General features: G+C 58.2%; 11 protein-coding genes. 5 read left to right on the top strand and 6 right to left on the bottom strand.

Features of this window, described 5'->3' with window-relative positions; genetic code table 11:
- Positions 1–6: 6 nt before the first annotated feature.
- Positions 7–3,957 carry a dermonecrotic toxin domain-containing protein gene (locus tag TU74_RS13195; RefSeq protein ID WP_157315162.1) on the bottom strand — a complete coding sequence of 1,317 codons (3,951 nt, stop codon included), beginning with the start codon at positions 3,955–3,957 and terminating at the stop codon, positions 7–9.
- A gap of 408 nt (positions 3,958–4,365) precedes the next feature.
- On the opposite strand from TU74_RS13195, the gene TU74_RS13190 reads away from it, so the two are divergent.
- Positions 4,366–6,672 carry a YgiQ family radical SAM protein gene (locus TU74_RS13190; RefSeq protein ID WP_047279951.1) on the top strand — a complete coding sequence of 769 codons (2,307 nt, stop codon included), beginning with the start codon at positions 4,366–4,368 and terminating at the stop codon, positions 6,670–6,672.
- Between the two features lie 357 nt (positions 6,673–7,029).
- Here TU74_RS13190 and TU74_RS13185 read toward each other — a convergent pair whose 3' ends face one another.
- Positions 7,030–7,233 carry a hypothetical protein gene (locus TU74_RS13185; protein ID WP_047273140.1) on the bottom strand — a complete coding sequence of 68 codons (204 nt, stop codon included), beginning with the start codon at positions 7,231–7,233 and terminating at the stop codon, positions 7,030–7,032.
- Between the two features lie 327 nt (positions 7,234–7,560).
- Here TU74_RS13185 and azu point away from each other — a divergent pair, with 327 nt between their 5' ends.
- Positions 7,561–8,007 (top strand): azurin, encoded by a 447-nt coding sequence (azu, locus tag TU74_RS13180; RefSeq protein ID WP_047273141.1) that lies wholly within the window; start codon positions 7,561–7,563, stop codon positions 8,005–8,007.
- Between the two features lie 64 nt (positions 8,008–8,071).
- Here the strand turns inward: azu and TU74_RS13175 are convergent, their stop codons facing one another.
- From TU74_RS13175 to TU74_RS13160, 4 genes are all read right to left on the bottom strand, one after another.
- Positions 8,072–9,094, bottom strand: coding sequence for a DUF1338 domain-containing protein (locus TU74_RS13175; protein WP_047282004.1), 1,023 nt, complete (start codon positions 9,092–9,094; stop codon positions 8,072–8,074).
- Between the two features lie 180 nt (positions 9,095–9,274).
- Positions 9,275–10,102 (bottom strand): ammonia-dependent NAD(+) synthetase, encoded by an 828-nt coding sequence (nadE, locus tag TU74_RS13170; protein WP_047273143.1) that lies wholly within the window; start codon positions 10,100–10,102, stop codon positions 9,275–9,277.
- A gap of 3 nt (positions 10,103–10,105) precedes the next feature.
- A complete protein-coding gene (pncB, locus tag TU74_RS13165; RefSeq protein WP_048376799.1) occupies positions 10,106–11,320 on the bottom strand; it encodes a nicotinate phosphoribosyltransferase in 1,215 nt (404 codons plus the stop codon).
- 118 nt (positions 11,321–11,438) lie between these two features.
- Complete coding sequence (locus TU74_RS13160; RefSeq protein WP_048376798.1) at positions 11,439–12,344, bottom strand: LysR family transcriptional regulator; 906 nt, start codon at positions 12,342–12,344, stop codon at positions 11,439–11,441.
- 164 nt (positions 12,345–12,508) lie between these two features.
- Between TU74_RS13160 and amaB the strand changes: the two genes are divergently transcribed.
- From amaB to TU74_RS13145, 3 genes are all read left to right on the top strand, one after another.
- Positions 12,509–13,999, top strand: coding sequence for an L-piperidine-6-carboxylate dehydrogenase (amaB, locus tag TU74_RS13155; RefSeq protein WP_048376797.1), 1,491 nt, complete (start codon positions 12,509–12,511; stop codon positions 13,997–13,999).
- Between the two features lie 91 nt (positions 14,000–14,090).
- Positions 14,091–15,374 (top strand): L-pipecolate oxidase, encoded by a 1,284-nt coding sequence (gene amaA / locus TU74_RS13150; RefSeq protein ID WP_047275121.1) that lies wholly within the window; start codon positions 14,091–14,093, stop codon positions 15,372–15,374.
- A 343-nt stretch (positions 15,375–15,717) separates the two neighbouring features.
- A complete protein-coding gene (locus tag TU74_RS13145; protein ID WP_047273148.1) occupies positions 15,718–16,854 on the top strand; it encodes a branched-chain amino acid ABC transporter substrate-binding protein in 1,137 nt (378 codons plus the stop codon).
- The last annotated feature ends 22 nt before the right edge of the window (positions 16,855–16,876 follow it).

The following is a 16,876-nucleotide window of genomic DNA, read 5'->3' as shown; positions in this document are numbered from 1 at the left end:
TCCGTTTCAGGAGGGGGGCGGGCCGAACAACTTTCTGATGACCGGCTCGCTGTACTGGTAGTTCCAGCGCAACTCTGTACCTGCAGGAATCACGTCATTGGCCACCAGAGCCGTCAATTGCAAGCGCTGCATGGGCTGGGTGCCTTTTTGCACGTCCATATCAAACGGGACGGCCTCGACGTTGTAACCGGACGCGGCCTGCCGGACGGGATAGTCCTCTTCGTACTCAAAAATAGTATTGATGCGTGACGTGATGTTGTCGCCAGAGAACAATACATCATTGGTTATCGCGGCGGGTGCACGCTCGCCAGGTTTAGGTAGGTGGTGAGGTTCGACGGATAACAGATAAGGGTCCTGACGATAAGTAGCCACGGTCCTGGGCAGTAATTCCCCGCCGTAAAGTCCCAGCACTTCATGCTTTTGAAGCGTTCGCCGGGCAATCACCGTCTTTTCTCCTATCAGTGCGGCTTCCTGCAGGAATTTCTGATGCGCTGCCGTGAACGTGGTCACCTCCATTTTTTCTTCATAGAGACGAGCGACCTTTTCGTACCCTTGCCACTGGATGTAGGGCGTGATCTTGCTTTTGGGGATTCTGATGTCAGAAGTCAGGGACTTCCCAATCGCCTGCATGAAACGTATGCGTAAGGGCTGGCCATCAATGTCCCGGATCGGATACCTGCCATTGTTGTATCGGTTATAGACGCGGCGGTAGTTCTGACTGTGTTGATAGTTTTCTTGTGAACGCATTTTCCGGAGTTCCGTAAAGCTGAAGGGCTCAGATGAAACGCTTTCATCGGCTGAGGTGTACTCATCGGAGGAGAGCGCCGATTCAAACTCATCGTCTGTCGAAACCATCGACTCAAGCTCGTCATCCGTAGACTCCAGGCCGCCAGTCGGGCTGGCAGGCGGCTGGCTTTCCCCGGCCGTGGCTGCACGACGTCTTAAAGGCGAGTCCGGCATGCCACCCAGCAGCTTTCCCTTCTGTGGGTCGATCTCCCACGTGCCTTGAGCACTTTTACGTACATACGGTTTGTAGGCTCTGGACGGGCTACGGGCATCAATCAATTGCCATCCCCATTTGTCAGACCTGATGCGGTAAAACCGTTCACCTTCGAACAGGTAATACCGGGAGAACCCATCTGCCTGGGCAGGACCCTCATAGATGCCGTCGGTTCTTAACGTGAGCCCCTTCGCAGGGGCGGGGTCGGCAAACAATGGATCGATCGGATGCCCGGTTGATGAGGCCGGGATGACCTTGGGGCGTAGCAGCCTGGTTGGCAGCCGGTTACTGTCCCTGTCCCTGAGGCTGAGTTCACGAACGGCCTGTTTTAGCGAACGACTATGGGTTGCTTCGAACAAGGTCGAACGCTGTGTTGGGGTCAGCGTGAGTTCGATTGCCTTATACAGGTCCGTGGCGTCACCCATCGGCTCACCTGTTGAGTAATGGGGCACGAACAGTTCGCCCTTGGGGGCGAGAATGTAACGACCAGCTTCGGGCATTTGGCCTGCACCGCCTTGCAGTGTTCCACTGGAGAAACCCTGGCGTATCTCCAGGCGATGTGGCGCGGGCCAGCCCGGTAATCGTTCAAGCAGGGACAGAATGCTGGTCACGCTTTCGGGCGTGGAGGCTGAGTCCAGGTGTATCCCTTCCTTGATACGGCTCGCACTGAGCTGTTGCGCGTAGCGGTCAGCTTCCCAGCGCTGCAGGTCATCGAGTGGCTTGTTGTGCGTGAGTTGCGCCTCCACCTGCTCGTCGCTGAGCACTGCAATTAGCTCTTCGCGATGGCTCTGCGACAATTCCGGCCGCAGGTTGCGCAGGTGCAAATCCATGCTCGACGTGGGGGCTTCGCTGTGCTTGTACAGCGACGTCAACAACTGATGCTTGTTCGCATCCAATTCATCGGTCAGACGAATGGCCAGCTTATCGATGTCGCTGAAATAAGGTAGGGCATCTGCAGGCACTTCAATGGGGGTGACGAGGCTGTCCAGGGTATCGGAAGGCAGTTGTTCTGCCAGCGTGTGCAAGAGCTGGCCTTTTGCAAAACGCGCTAATGGAACCTTGAGTGCTGGGCCAGAACTGCCATGCGCCAAGACTGTTTTGTTCTGTGAATCCATGACCTGTAAAACCCGGTCTTTTGGCCATTCCGGCAGCGAGGCCGTCAGGTAAAACTGAATGAGGGGTGAGTGAGCGGTTTGTTGCGTTCCATCCGCATGGTTGAGTTCGAATGTGTTTATTTCGGCATCCAGATTGAAGCGTTTGATCACATCGCGCAGTAAAGGGGGTGGCCGCAAGACCTCTTGATGAAGTTGCACCAGTGTGGCGCCGTCTTCGTCCGCGATATGCAGAATCGACGCCACGTTGGGGCGGGTGATATTTGAGGTTTCAGGGACCAGCCGCTTCAGGAGCTTCAACAGATCCCAACCTTGTGGATTCTCATGCTCCAAGCGCCAGCTGCCTTTGCCATTCGTGAGTAACGTCGGCCTGTAAGCGTCTTCAGTGTAGGGATGTACCAGTTGCCAGAGCCCGGTCTTCGTGTCGCGATTAATGGCGTGCAGGTGGTCGTCCAGTTTCACGTAATGTTGCTGATCGTGCAGGTACAACCCCTGACCATCTGCAATGACCTCTTCGGGTAGTTGATTGAGATGGCGATAAGGTGTGAGGTCGGGATTCCACAACCGGGTGCTTTGGTTGCCCATTTTTACCCTGACCAAACCGGCCGTGAATCCAGCCGTTTTGACCGCGCCTGCGGTAACCACTGCCAGCGCGACGTTATCGACCACATCCATCAGGCAGTTCAGGGCTTCGTCGCTGTCGCCCCGGCTCCAGGCCTCGATGCCGTGATAGACAGCGCTTATCAACTGCGCGCCCGTGACCGCCAGTAACACTTCGCCAACCACGGGAATAAATGAAGCCGCGAAAAACAACAAGGTTTTGCCGATCTCGCGGTAGTGCTCAAGTCGCTGTTCACGAGCGCGTCTGTCGGTCTCGCCTGTGGAGACGACCAAAGCCTTCGCATAGCTTTTAATTTGATTGATCTGTTGTTGAGCGATGGCTTCGAATACATCGCACTGGATATCTGTTCGGGTCACCAACTGATCAATATGAGGTGCAATAACGCCGCGAGAGTACTTCCCCGGCAGGATGTCCATGGTGGTGCCTGAAACAGTAAACAGCGTGCCTTGATGTCGGTGTGGCACGAGTCGGTTGAACAGTGCGAGGTAGCGCGGGTTTCTCAGGCGTTTGGCAAGCTCGGATTCAAGTTGCGCCATCGACGCATGCTGACGAAACAGGGCGAAGGGATCGTTCGGGGTATACAGCAATACATGATGAGCGACATGTCGGTCGTTGATGACCAGCACGCTGGGTAACGCCACGCCATTGATGGTTAAGTGGCTGCACAACAGGCTTGAATGCCGGCCTTCACGGTGCAGATCCAGCAAGGACTGATAAATGGAACTGCTCAGTTTGTCCCGAAGCAAAGCAATGTGCGCGGCGCACTCAAACGCATCTTTTTCCTTCTGGGCGAACAGCTTTCTTACTTGATCCTGTGTGCGCCTGGCCTGGGAGCCGAGCAGCGGATCGAAGCGTTCATTGAGGTGGCGCTGATACTGACTGCCCAGATCCAGAGAGCGGCACATGCGTGCAAATCGGGTCGCTGACAGGTTCAAGGGCGCCTTGAGCGGTGTTGTTTTCGGATACAGGCCCGTGCCCGTCTCAAACCCGCCTTCTTCGGCCTCGTCAGGCTGGAAATTCTGCATGGCCGCTTCCAGCAGTGAATGCATGGAAAACCCCACATGGGTTTTGATGAGCCCGAGCAAATGACTGTTTTTCAAGTCCCGCACAAACATGTGCTTCTTGTCATCGAGCGCGCCAAGAAATGTCTGACGCAGGGCTTGATCCAATAAGGGCTGGCAGAAAGCCTGCGGGCTCTGGACTTCGTCCAGCAGCGCTTTCAACTCGTGGCGCGATTGATTGCTGTTGATCAGGCTGCTACGCAATGCCTGGCGGACAGCGTGCGGAGCCTGGGTCACCCATTCAGGTAACTGGGACGAAATGAAGTCGGCATGCGCCAGCGGGATGGGCTCGGGGGCAGGCTCACTTGTGGTTGTTTGATCGGGCTCGCTCATTGACTGATCCATGGAAGGCGTTGGGTCGCCTCAGGCTATCCATGGATTTTTCGTAAAGGGGTTAGGTATATAGCCCCAAATGCCCGGCCCGAACCTCTACAGGCAAGCGCCGCGAAAGGGTTAGGGGGAAAGCCGACCATTGCCGTCGGAATTGGTTATTTTTTGTGCTATATTCCGCGCCCGCGAATTTCTCCGTAAATGTCGCGTCCTTTTTTGCACTCAACACCGGTCATCGACATGCAAGCAGCGAAGCCAATTTTTGACTATCCCAAGTACTGGGCCGAATGTTTCGGGCCAGCGCCATTCCTGCCAATGAGCAGGGAGGAGATGGATCAGCTTGGCTGGGATTCATGCGACATCATCATCGTGACCGGTGATGCGTATGTCGATCACCCGTCGTTCGGCATGGCCATCATTGGTCGTTTGCTGGAGTCCCAGGGCTTTCGCGTGGGCATCATCGCCCAGCCGAACTGGCAGTCCAAAGACGACTTCATGAAGCTGGGTGAGCCGAACCTGTTCTTCGGCGTCGCCGCCGGCAACATGGATTCGATGATCAACCGCTACACCGCGGACAAAAAAATCCGTTCCGATGATGCCTACACCCCTGGCGGCATGGCGGGCAAACGTCCGGACCGCGCGAGCCTGGTTTATAGCCAGCGCTGTAAAGAAGCCTACAAACATGTGCCGATTGTCCTGGGCGGTATCGAGGCTTCCCTGCGTCGTATCGCGCATTACGATTACTGGCAAGACCGCGTGCGCAACTCGATCCTGATCGACGCATGTGCCGACATCCTGCTGTACGGCAACGCCGAACGCGCGATCGTCGAAGTGGCTCAACGCCTGTCGTACGGTCACAAGATCGAAGACATCACCGATGTGCGCGGCACCGCGTTCATTCGCCGTGACACGCCCAAAGACTGGTACGAAGTCGACTCCACGCGCATCGACCGTCCGGGCAAGATCGACAAGATCATCAACCCGTACGTGAACACGCAGGACACCCAGGCCTGCGCCATCGAGCAGGAAAAAGGCCCGGTTGAAGACCCGAGTGAGGCCAAGGTCGTGCAGATCCTGGCCAGCCCGCGCATGACCCGTGACAAAACGGTGATCCGCCTGCCGTCCGTCGAAAAGGTCCGTGCCGATGCGGTGCTGTATGCTCACGCCAACCGTGTGCTTCACCTCGAAACCAACCCGGGCAACGCCCGTGCGCTGGTGCAGAAGCATGGCGAAGTGGACGTCTGGTTCAACCCGCCTCCGATTCCGATGACCACTGAAGAGATGGACTACGTGTTTGGCATGCCTTACGCACGTGTTCCGCACCCTGCGTACGGCAAGGAAAAAATTCCTGCCTACGACATGATTCGCTTCTCGGTGAACATCATGCGCGGCTGCTTTGGCGGCTGTACCTTCTGCTCGATCACCGAGCACGAAGGCCGGATCATCCAGAACCGCTCCGAAGAATCGATCATTCGCGAAATCGAAGAGATCCGCGACAAAGTGCCTGGTTTCACCGGCGTCATTTCCGACCTCGGCGGCCCGACCGCGAACATGTACCGCATTGCCTGCAAAAGCCCGGAAATCGAATCCGCGTGCCGCAAGCCGTCGTGCGTGTTCCCCGGCATCTGCCCGAACCTGAACACCGACCACTCGTCGCTGATCCAGCTGTACCGCAGCGCCCGTGCCTTGCCGGGTGTGAAGAAGATCCTGATTGCCTCCGGCCTGCGTTACGACCTTGCGGTCGAGTCGCCGGAATACGTCAAAGAGCTGGTGACCCACCACGTCGGCGGTTACCTGAAGATCGCCCCGGAACACACCGAGGAAGGTCCGCTCAACCAGATGATGAAGCCGGGCATTGGCAGCTATGACAAGTTCAAGCGCATGTTCGAGAAGTACACCAAGGAGGCAGGCAAAGAGCAGTACCTGATTCCGTACTTCATCGCCGCTCACCCCGGTACCAAAGACGAAGACATGATGAACCTGGCGCTGTGGCTCAAGGGCAATGGCTTCCGGGCGGATCAGGTGCAGGCGTTCTACCCTTCGCCAATGGCCACGGCCACGGCGATGTACCACTCGGGCAAGAACCCGCTGCGCAAGGTCACGTACAAGAGTGACTCGGTGACCATCGTCAAGAGCGAAGAGCAGCGTCGTCTGCACAAGGCGTTCTTGCGTTACCACGACCCCAAAGGCTGGCCGATGCTGCGTGAAGCATTGACCCGCATGGGCCGCGCTGACCTGATCGGTTCGGGCAAGGACCAACTGATCCCGTTGCATCAGCCCGCCACTGACAGCTATCAGAGTGCCCGTCGTAAAAACTCGACACCGGCCGGTAGCCACAAAGTGGCCAAGGACTCCACCACCAAGATCCTCACCCAGCACACCGGCCTGCCGCCACGCGCCAGCGACGGTGGCAACCCGTGGGACAAGCGTGAGCAAGCCAAGGCTGCGGCATTTGCCCGTAACAAGCAGGCTGCCAAAGAGCGCCATGAAGCGGCCAAAGGCGGCAAAGGCAAAAAGCCTGCGCGCAAGCCCGTCGTCCCGCGCTAACCGTCCGGTAGCGGCTACCGCTTTCTGCCCGTAGCCGCTGCCCGGGCACGCCGGTGTGATCGAACGCACAGCGTTCGGTCAGGCTGATCTCGCGTGCCAACCCAACCCTGATCATCACTCAAAGACGCCTGTGCCGTGTTGCTGGGCGCGTCGGCGGCTGCCGGGTTTTCAGGTGGTGCGCTGGGAGGCCTGCCACGCACGCGCAGGTCGAAGGCAATACGTCTTGCAGGAATGGAGCGTGAAGGGCGTCAGACGATGTTACAAGGCGGTCAGGGTGACTGCGAGGATCAACAGCCGGGCTGCTGATCCTGATCACAGATCCTGTGGGCCGGGTTGTGGATAACCGGGCCGAGGGTGTTACGCGTTAGGGGCTTTGTCTTCTTGAGCTGCGCCAGTCTCTTGCGCTTCAACGTCAACGTCACCTTCAGTGTCGACGTCCTGCTCCAGTTCTGCGGCGCCACCTTCAGCGGCAGCCTTCTTGCGTTGCAGCTTCTCTTCTTTCTTCTGCTCTTTAGCCAGGTCTCTTTGACGCTTTGCGAAGTTGTAGTTTGGTTTGGCCATGGGCGATCCTCTTGCGCTCGAAGGTGAGGTGAGCGGTGGGTATTCTGCCCTGTATTAGTGCTTAGCCGTTAGCCGGGTTTTTGCAAGGCTGTTTTTTGCGTCTGAAACAAAACCCTGGCGGGCATGAAAAGTCGGGTTTTACGCGGGATCACTTATTCTCCAAAAAACCAGAACATGACCTAAGGTTATAAGCCCGCCGTTCGTCTAGCAGGCTATTACACCGGATTAAAACGTTGCGCCATGATCCAGGTCATTGGAATCGAGACGATTTTCGGGCAACCTGTATACAAATTGTGGATTTTTAATACCCTGCCTTGGAGATACACCATGTTTGCCAAAGTTGTTGCGGTATCCCTTTTGACTCTGGCCAGCGGCCAACTGTTGGCTGCTGAATGCAAAGTGACTGTCGATTCGACTGACCAGATGTCGTACAACACCAAAGAAATCACCATCGACAAGTCCTGCAAAACCTTCACGGTAGAACTGACCCACTCTGGCAGCCTGCCGAAGAACGTGATGGGGCATAACTGGGTGCTGAGCACGAAGGCGGACATGATGGGTGTCTCGACCGATGGCATGGCCGCCGGTATCGACAAAAACTACCTCAAAGACGGTGACACCCGCGTGATCGCCCATACCAAAATTATCGGTGCTGGCGAGAAAGACTCGGTCACGTTTGACGTTTCCAAACTCAAAGCCGGTGAAGAATATGAATTCTTCTGCACCTTCCCAGGCCACAACTCGATGATGAAAGGCGCCGTGGTACTTAAATAACCCCGCGCAGCGTTTAAAAACAGCCCTGACAGGTTTACGCCGTCAGGGCTGTTTTCGTTTTGCCTCAGGCGTTTGACGCCGTCATTTTGAAGATTCCCTGGGCATTGCTGCTGTCGAAGTTCAGGTCCAGGCGTTGCGTCGCCGGGTCTGTCTCGCGCTGAATGAACTCTACAAACGAGCCCGGCACCTGATGCTCGCGGTACACCCCGTGTTCATCCACCAGCCCGCGTGTCACGGTGCAGGCCCGATAGGCCGTCTGCATGACCCGTCCTGATGCCGACACTTCAATGCTGTCTTTCATTGGGCGCTGGAGGTCGCGTTGTTGCGCGACCGTGGCGTGCAGATCGCTGACGCGGTCGGTCAGGTGGTTGAAGCTGTTGCCTTCGGTCGCGATCCAGGCCATTTCGGCGCTTTCCTGGAGCAGACACTGATAATCGGCCTCTTGCACGGCACCGTGCTGGCGATCAAACGCGTGATACAGACCTTGTAACACCTGTTGCGCGTCACGCAGGCTGCAATGGCGGGTCAATTGCAGGCGGTGAAGGATGGCCTTGTGCTCAGCGTTGAGCGGGTCGCGGCTGCTGCTGACCACCCGGCTGACCGCCTGTTGAAACCCCTCGCTGAAGCGCCCCGGGTGCAATTCCGACACAAAAAACTGTGCAATGTCCTCAGGCAAGTCCATGTGTCGGTAGCCCCAGCCGGTCATGTTCAGCGGGGTCAGGGGATAGGTGCGCACATCGGTAAAGCCCAACGGCTCCAGTAACCGAGAGAACGCCAGACGGCCCCGGGGCAGCTCGCCATTTACCGGCCAGTCCACCGTGCGAATGGCGCCATGATCGAACACCACTTTGCGCCCTAGCTGTGCTTGCTCTTGCACATAACGTCGGCCATCCGGCACCGCGTCCACCAGCTTGTGCAGCAGGCACAGGTTCAGCGCTTCAGCGAGCCATGCCCGATGCAGCGCCTGCGGGTGCCAACTGAAATCCAGCAGGCCCTGTGGGACTTCAACATGCTCGCGCAACCAGTGAGCGGCGGGTTGGCCGATTGCAGACTCGACCAGCGAAAACAAACCATCGAAAGCAGACATGGCGGACAAGGCTCTGGCGACAAAACGAGCGTCTATCAAAGCCCTTGGGACGGCGTGCCACAAGCGAAAAAAAATGCGGGGTTCATTCCGTTTTTTCTGGCTGGGGAATCAGCCACGTCTCACCCCCCGTTCCCCTCCTTTCGAGAGAGGGGCGGGCGATTTCAACAGGTGTCCTACGGCTCACGGCGCAAACGGCATTTCACGTTTGTGATGGGTTTTTTCATACGTTTTGCAAATGATGTCGAACGCTTGCTCGCTCACTGGCTCGCCGTGCAGGAAGGCATCAATCTCGGCATAGGTGACGCCGTGGGACGCTTCGTCGGGCTTGCCCGGTTCCAGGTCTTCGAGATCGGCCGTCGGGACTTTTTCGACCAGCGATTCCGGGGCCCCGAAGAAGCGCGCAATGGCCCGTACCTGGTTTTTGACCAGCCCGCTGAGCGGGGCCAGGTCGCACGAGCCATCCCCGAACTTGGTGAAGAAGCCCATCACCGCTTCTGCCGCGTGGTCGGTGCCGATGACCAGCCCGCCTGTTGCGCCCGCGATGGTGTATTGCGCCACCATGCGCATCCGCGCCTTGGTATTGCCCAGTACAAAATCCACCGTGGCCGGGGGTTTGCCTTCGAACGAGGCAACTTCAGCGGCCAGCGCCTTGACGGCAGGGCCGATATTGACGGTCTGGCGCTCGTCCGGGTTGATGAAGTCCACGGCGGCGGTGGCATCAATTTCGTCGTGCTGCACACCGTAGGGCAGGCGCACGGCGATAAAACGGTAGCGCTCATCGCCGGTCTGCTCGCGCAGTTGCTTGACCGCGCGTTGCGCCATCAGGCCAGCGGTCAGTGAATCGACGCCTCCGCTGATGCCCAGTACCAGGGTTTTGAGCCCGGCATTGTTCAGGCAGCACTGGATAAAGGTAATCCGGCGCGCAACTTCAGCTTCAAGGGCATCGTCGTCTTTAAACGGTGGCTGGACATTGAGGTCTTTGGCGATCTGACGCTGTACGGCCTGCATGATTCACTCCTTGGGAGAATGTTCAGGAACTTGGAAAACGTGGCGCAAATAGGCGGCGAAATTAGGATCGGAACAGTGCGTCTTGCCCGGTTCATCTGAAATTTTCGCCACGGGGGAGCCGTTGCAGCCGGTCATTTTAAGCACGATGCTCATGGGCTCAACCCCCGGGATGTCGCAGGTCAGGTTGGTCCCGATGCCGAAGCTGACGTTGATGCGGCCACGCAACGCGCGAAAGATGTCCAGCGAACGGGGCAGGGTCAGGCTGTCGGAGAACACCAGCGTCTTGCTCATTGGGTCAATGCCCAACTGGTGGTAATGCGCGATGCACTTTTCAGCCCACACCACAGGGTCGCCCGAATCGTGGCGCAAACCGTCAAACAGCTTGGCGAAGTACAGGTCGAAATCCTTCAGGAACGCATCGGTGGTGATGCAATCGGTGAGCGCAATCCCCAGCAGGCCACGGTATTCGCGCACCCAGCAGTCCAGCGCGGCGCTTTGGCTGTCGATCAGGCGCGGGCCGAGTTGCTGATGCGCCATGATCCATTCGTGGGCCATGGTGCCCAATGGCTTCATGTCCAGCTCGCGGGACAGGTTGACGTTACTGGTGCCCACGAATTTGCCGGGGAAGTCGTGCTTGAGCACGTTGACCACTTCCTCTTGTACCCGGTACGAAAACCGACGACGTGTTCCGAAATCGGCCACCTGCAACCCTGCCAGTTCATCGGCGCTGGCATTGGCCTGCAACCAGTCAAACTTGCGGTACAACTGCTCGCGGGCCTGGGACAGCACCGTGTTGGCATACCGCGATCGGTTGCGCACTTCACTGACAATCGCCAGCAACGGCACCTCAAACAGAATCACATGCAGCCACGGGCCGCGCAGGCGAATGAAAAGCTCGCCGTTTTCGATCCCGGTATGGACATAGCGCAGGTTGAACCGAAACAGGCCCAGGAAGCGTATGAAATCGGGCTTCATAAACGTAATCCGCTCCAGAAAACCGAGTTGGTCCTGACTCATGTTGACGTCGGCCAAACGCTCGATCTGATGCCGGATTTCGCTCAAATACGGGCGTAAATCTTCGTGATTACGGCAACGAAACTCCCATTCAACTTCCACGTTGGGATAGTTGTGCAGCACCGCCTGCATCATGGTCAATTTGTAGAAGTCGGTGTCGAGCAAGTTCTGCACGATGCGATCGGCAAACACACTCTCGCTCATAACGCGAATCTCCCTGCTGGCCGTGCCTGATTGCCACGGCTTTCAGCGCTTTCAATGAATGACGCTAGTGGCGCATATCCGCGTGCGGTTGTGCCAGTGGTTTTTGCTTTGAGAACGGCTACAACGGGTGTTCTTCTTTAATTTGCTCCATCATCCAGCTCACAAACGCCTTGACCTTGGGAACTGCGGCCGCGTGTTCCGGGTAGGCGAGGTAATACGCATCGTGACTGGGTAACGCGTATGGCCAGGCAATGACCAGTGTGCCGTCAGCCAATTCTTCTTCGACCAGAAAGCGCGGCAGCAGTGCAACCCCGCAGCCCACTTGAGCCGCCCGGATGCACATATAGAACGTGTCAAAACGCGGGCCGTGATAACTGTGATCCGTGTGCAGGCCCTGGCTTTCGAACCATTCATGCCACGCTTGCGGGCGCGAAGCGTTTTGCAACAGGACCAGATCGGTCAACTGCGTCGCGTCGACGAACGCGGTAGCGGGCAGGCTCGATGGCGCGCACACCGCCACCAGCGATTCGCCGAACAGCTTCAGGGATTCGGTGCCGGGGCGGGCGCCTTGGCCGAAGTAGAACGCCAGGTCACTGCGCCCTTGCAGCAACTCATCGGCTTCCTGCTCATTGCATACATCCAGATGAATCTGTGGATGTCGCAGACGCCAGCCTTTAAGGCGTGGGACAAGCCAGCGAGCGCCGAAGGTCGAGGGTGTAGATACACGCAGGACCTCTGTTTCCCCGCCGTAGGAACGCAGCGTGTGCGTGGACATTTCCACTTGGGTCAGGATTTTTCGGACTTCTACAAGGTACAAATCCCCGGCTGGCGTCAGCTGTAGACGGCGCCGCACCCGGCGAAACAGCAAGTGCTGTAGCAACTCTTCCAGTTGCGCGACCTGTTTACTGACGGCGCTTTGAGTCAGGTTCAGCTCTTCAGCCGCACGGGTGAAGCTCAGGTGGCGAGTCACCGCTTCAAAACACTGCAAGGCAGTGATCGAGGGCAGGTAGCGTTTATTGAGCATGGCAGCCTCTGCTTTTTGTTGTTCGCTGACGTTACCAGCGCTGCATGAATTTTCGGAATGATATCTCGCTTAAAGGTCGTTTGTTGGCGCGAGATGTGCCAGCTACAACTAAAGACCTGAGCCGCAACCGGCGGCGAACGTTTTCATGTTGAAGGAGTGCCTGCATGGTCGCTGCATTGCTGGATCGTTTAGGGGTTGACCCTGCGCTGTACCAACAGGGTAAACAGCCCGTTCACACACCGATTGATGGCAGCCAGATTGGCGCCGTGCACTGGGAAGGTGCGGCGCAAACCGAGCAGCACGTGACCCGTGCCGAGCACGCATTTGAAGCCTGGCGCACTGTGCCGGCGCCACGTCGCGGTGAGCTGGTGCGGCAATTCGGTGACCTGCTGCGCCAATACAAGACCGATCTTGGCGAGCTGGTGTCCTGGGAAGCCGGCAAAATCACCCAGGAAGGCTTGGGTGAAGTGCAAGAAATGATCGACATTTGCGACTTCGCGGTCGGCCTGTCGCGTCAGCTGTATGGCCTGACCATTGCCTCGGAACGCCCCGGTCACCACATGCGCGAAACCTGGCACCCGCTGGGCGTGGTCGGTGTCATCAGCGCGTTCAACTTCCCGGTGGCAGTGTGGGCGTGGAACACCACGCTGGCGCTGGTGTGCGGCAACGCAGTGATCTGGAAACCGTCCGAGAAAACCCCGCTCACCGCCCTGGCGTGTCAGGCGCTGTTTGACCGGGTACTGAGCACCTTCAGCGACGCCCCTGAGCATTTAAGCCAAGTGATTATCGGTGGCCGCGAGGCAGGCGAAGCGTTGGTCGACGACCCGCGTGTGGCGTTGATCAGTGCCACCGGCAGCACCCGTATGGGCCGTGAAGTGGCGCCCAAAATTGCCGCGCGCTTTGCCCGCAGCATCCTCGAACTGGGTGGCAATAACGCCATGATCCTCGGCCCGAGCGCCGATCTGGACATGGCCGTGCGCGCCATCCTGTTCAGTGCCGTGGGCACGGCCGGGCAGCGTTGCACCAGCTTGCGCCGCCTGATTGCGCACGAATCGGTCAAAGAAGAAATCCTCACCCGCCTCAAGACCGCGTACGCCAACGTGCGCATCGGCCATCCGCTGGAAGGCAATCTGGTTGGCCCACTGATCGACAAACACAGTTTTGACAACATGCAGGATGCGCTCGAACAGGCCTTGAGCGAAGGCGGGCAAGTCTTCGGCGGACAACGCCAACTGGCCGACCAGTACCCACATGCGTACTACGTCAGCCCGGCCATTGTTGAAATGCCCGAGCAGAGTGAGGTGATGTGCAACGAAACCTTTGCGCCGATCTTGTACGTGGTTGGCTACAGCGAGTTTGACGAAGCCCTGCGCCTGAACAACGCGGTGCCGCAAGGCTTGTCGTCGTGCATTTTCACCACCGATGTGCGCGAGGCGGAGCGCTTTATGTCGGCCACCGGCAGTGATTGCGGGATTGCCAACGTCAACATCGGGCCCAGCGGTGCCGAGATTGGTGGCGCCTTTGGTGGCGAAAAAGAAACCGGCGGCGGGCGTGAGTCGGGTTCGGATGCCTGGCGCGGCTACATGCGGCGTCAGACCAATACCGTCAACTACTCGCAAGAACTGCCGCTGGCGCAGGGTATTACGTTTGATTGAGGTAGGACGCTTGCCCTCACCCCAACCCTCTTCCTTCGGGAGAGGGCCGGGGTGAGGGCTTCTGGTTAAGTTTCAGGTGTGGAGCTTGGCAATGCCTTTACGCGAAGAATGTCTGTGGGAAAGCCTCACGCCGCAACGTCCTCAAGCGCCTGCCTTCAAGGGCGAATTGAGCGTTGACGTTTGCGTGATCGGTGCAGGTATTACGGGGTTGTCAGCCGCCATTCATTTGCTCGAACAGGGCAAAAGCGTGTGTGTGCTGGAGGCGCATCGCACCGGGCATGGTGGTTCGGGGCGCAATGTGGGGCTGGTCAACGCGGGGCTGTGGATCCCGCCCGACGAAATCGAAGCCGGATTTGGCAAAGCCGTGGGCAGTCAGCTCAATCGCATGCTTGGGGCTGCGCCAGCGCTGGTGTTCGACCTCGTCGACAAATACCGCATTGATTGCCAGTTGCGCCGCGAAGGCACCTTGCACATGGCCCACAACGCCAAGGGTGAAGCCGATCTGCGCAGCCGCGAGCAGCAATGGCGACTGCGCGGTGCTCCCGTGCAACTGCTCACCGGCGCGGCGTGCGAAGCGGCCACCGGCACCTCGAAAATCGCCGCGGCCTTGCTGGATCGCCGCGCGGGCACACTCAACCCCATGGCCTACACCTCGGGGCTGGCCAAGGCCGCGGGTGATCTGGGCGGGCGGCTGTTCGATCATTCCCCGGTCACCGGGCTGGAGCGCCAGGGGCAACGCTGGTCCGTGCAAACCGAGCGCGGCGCCGTGAATGCCGAACAGGTGGTTCTGGCCTCGAATGCCTACACTGAGGGTGAATGGACTGACCTGCGACGTAACTTTTTCCCAGGGTATTACTACCAGGTTGCCTCCAAGCCTCTGACAGACGAAACCGCGCAGCGCATCCTGCCCGGTGGGCAAGGCTCGTGGGATACACGCCAGGTACTCAGCAGTATTCGGCGGGATGCCGATGGCCGTTTATTGCTGGGCAGCCTCGGCAATGGCAATCAGAAGCCCGGCTGGTTCCTCAAAGCGTGGGCCGACCGTGTGCAGCAGCACTACTTCCCGTATTTGAAAGGCGTGGAGTGGGAATGCACCTGGACGGGATGTATTGCGTTCACCCCCGATCACTTGATGCGTTTATTTGAACCGGCGCCCGGTCTTGTGGCAGTCACCGGTTACAACGGACGCGGGGTCACCACGGGCAGCGTGGTGGGCAAGGCGTTTGCCGACTATTTGTGTCACGGCGACGCCACGGCGCTGCCCATTCCGTTTTCGTCCATGCAGCCCCTCTATGGCACCGGTTTGCGCAGTTGTTTATACGAGGCAGGTTTTTCCCTGTACCACGCCGGGCAATGTTTACGGATCGTGATTTAGTCCGCCGTTTATGTGTGTAACGGCTAGCCTCTAATGGTGCGCCCTGTAGCAGCGATGCACCGCGAGTGTGCAGTTCGGTGACGTCGCGGGTTACAGGTCGATTGGGCGCTGCAGGGCAACCCGGTTGCAAGGTTGAAGACTCAAGGTGGCGCCTGCTGAAAACAAACAGTTACACCTTCCTCGGTTTAGACGGTTGCACGCCCAATAAAAATGGGCTCGAAACAGTCGACAGAACAATAAGACAGCGGCTTTTTCAAGAATAAAAAACCAATGGCACGCGCCTTGCTCAGCGCTTTAAGTGAAGTCGAAGTGCCAACTAAAAAAACCTCAGGAGCACCACCTCATGTCGCAGACGTTCTACAAGAAAGGTTTTCTGGCCCTCGCCGTTTCGGCTGCGATGGGCATGTCTTCGTTTGTTCTGGCGGATGTAAAAATCGGGGTTGCCGGTCCAATGACTGGCGCCAACGCGGCATTTGGTGAGCAGTACATGAAGGGGGCACAAGCGGCAGCGGATGCAATCAACGCATCGGGTGGCGTCAACGGCGAAAAAATCGTGCTGGTCAAAGGCGACGATGCCTGCGAGCCCAAGCAAGCGGTTGCGGTGGCCAACCGTCTGGTCGATCAGGACAAGGTAGCGGCAGTGGTGGGGCACTTCTGTTCTTCGTCCACGATTCCGGCGTCCGAGGTGTATGACGAGGCGGGTGTCATCGCGATCACGCCGGGTTCCACCAACCCGCAGGTGACCGAACGCGGCCTGAGCGCCATGTTCCGCATGTGCGGTCGGGATGACCAGCAAGGCATCGTAGCGGCCGACTACATCGTCGATGTGCTCAAGGGTAAAAAAGTGGTGGTCCTGCATGACAAGGACACCTACGGCCAAGGCCTGGCCGACGCGACCAAGGCCCAGCTTGAAAAACGCGGTGTGACACCCGTGTTGTATGAAGGCCTGACCCGGGGTGAAAAAGACTTCAGCGCCGTGGTGACCAAGATCCGTGCCGCGGGCGCGGACGTCGTGTACTTCGGCGGTCTGCACCCGGAAGCGGGCCCGCTTGTGCGTCAGATGCGTGAGAACGGTCTTAAAGACGTGAAGTTCATGTCTGACGATGGCGTGGTCACCGATGAATTGGTCACCACCGCCGGTGGTCCGCAATACGTTGATGGCGTGTTCATGACCTTCGGCGCCGACCCGCGCCTGTTGCCTGACAGCAAGGCCGTGGTAGAGCAATTCCGCAAAGGCGGCACCGAGCCTGAAGGCTACACCCTGTACGCCTATGCCTCGATCCAGGCCCTGGCAGATGCATTCAACGGCGCCAAATCCAACAAAGGCGAAGACGCGGCCAAATGGCTCAAGGCCAACCCGGTAAAAACCGTCATGGGTGAAAAGGCCTGGGACAGCAAGGGCGACCTCAAAGTCTCTGACTACGTGATGTACCAGTGGGACAAAGACGGCAAATATCACCAGCTGGAAAAACAGAAGTGAGTTGAATCCCTCGCCCGACCGT

The sequence above is a fragment of the Pseudomonas lundensis genome (genome assembly GCF_001042985.1).
Lineage (GTDB): Bacteria > Pseudomonadota > Gammaproteobacteria > Pseudomonadales > Pseudomonadaceae > Aquipseudomonas > Aquipseudomonas lundensis.
The sequence above is the reverse complement of the archived record's forward strand: the minus strand, read 5'-3'. Positions and strand labels throughout refer to the sequence as shown.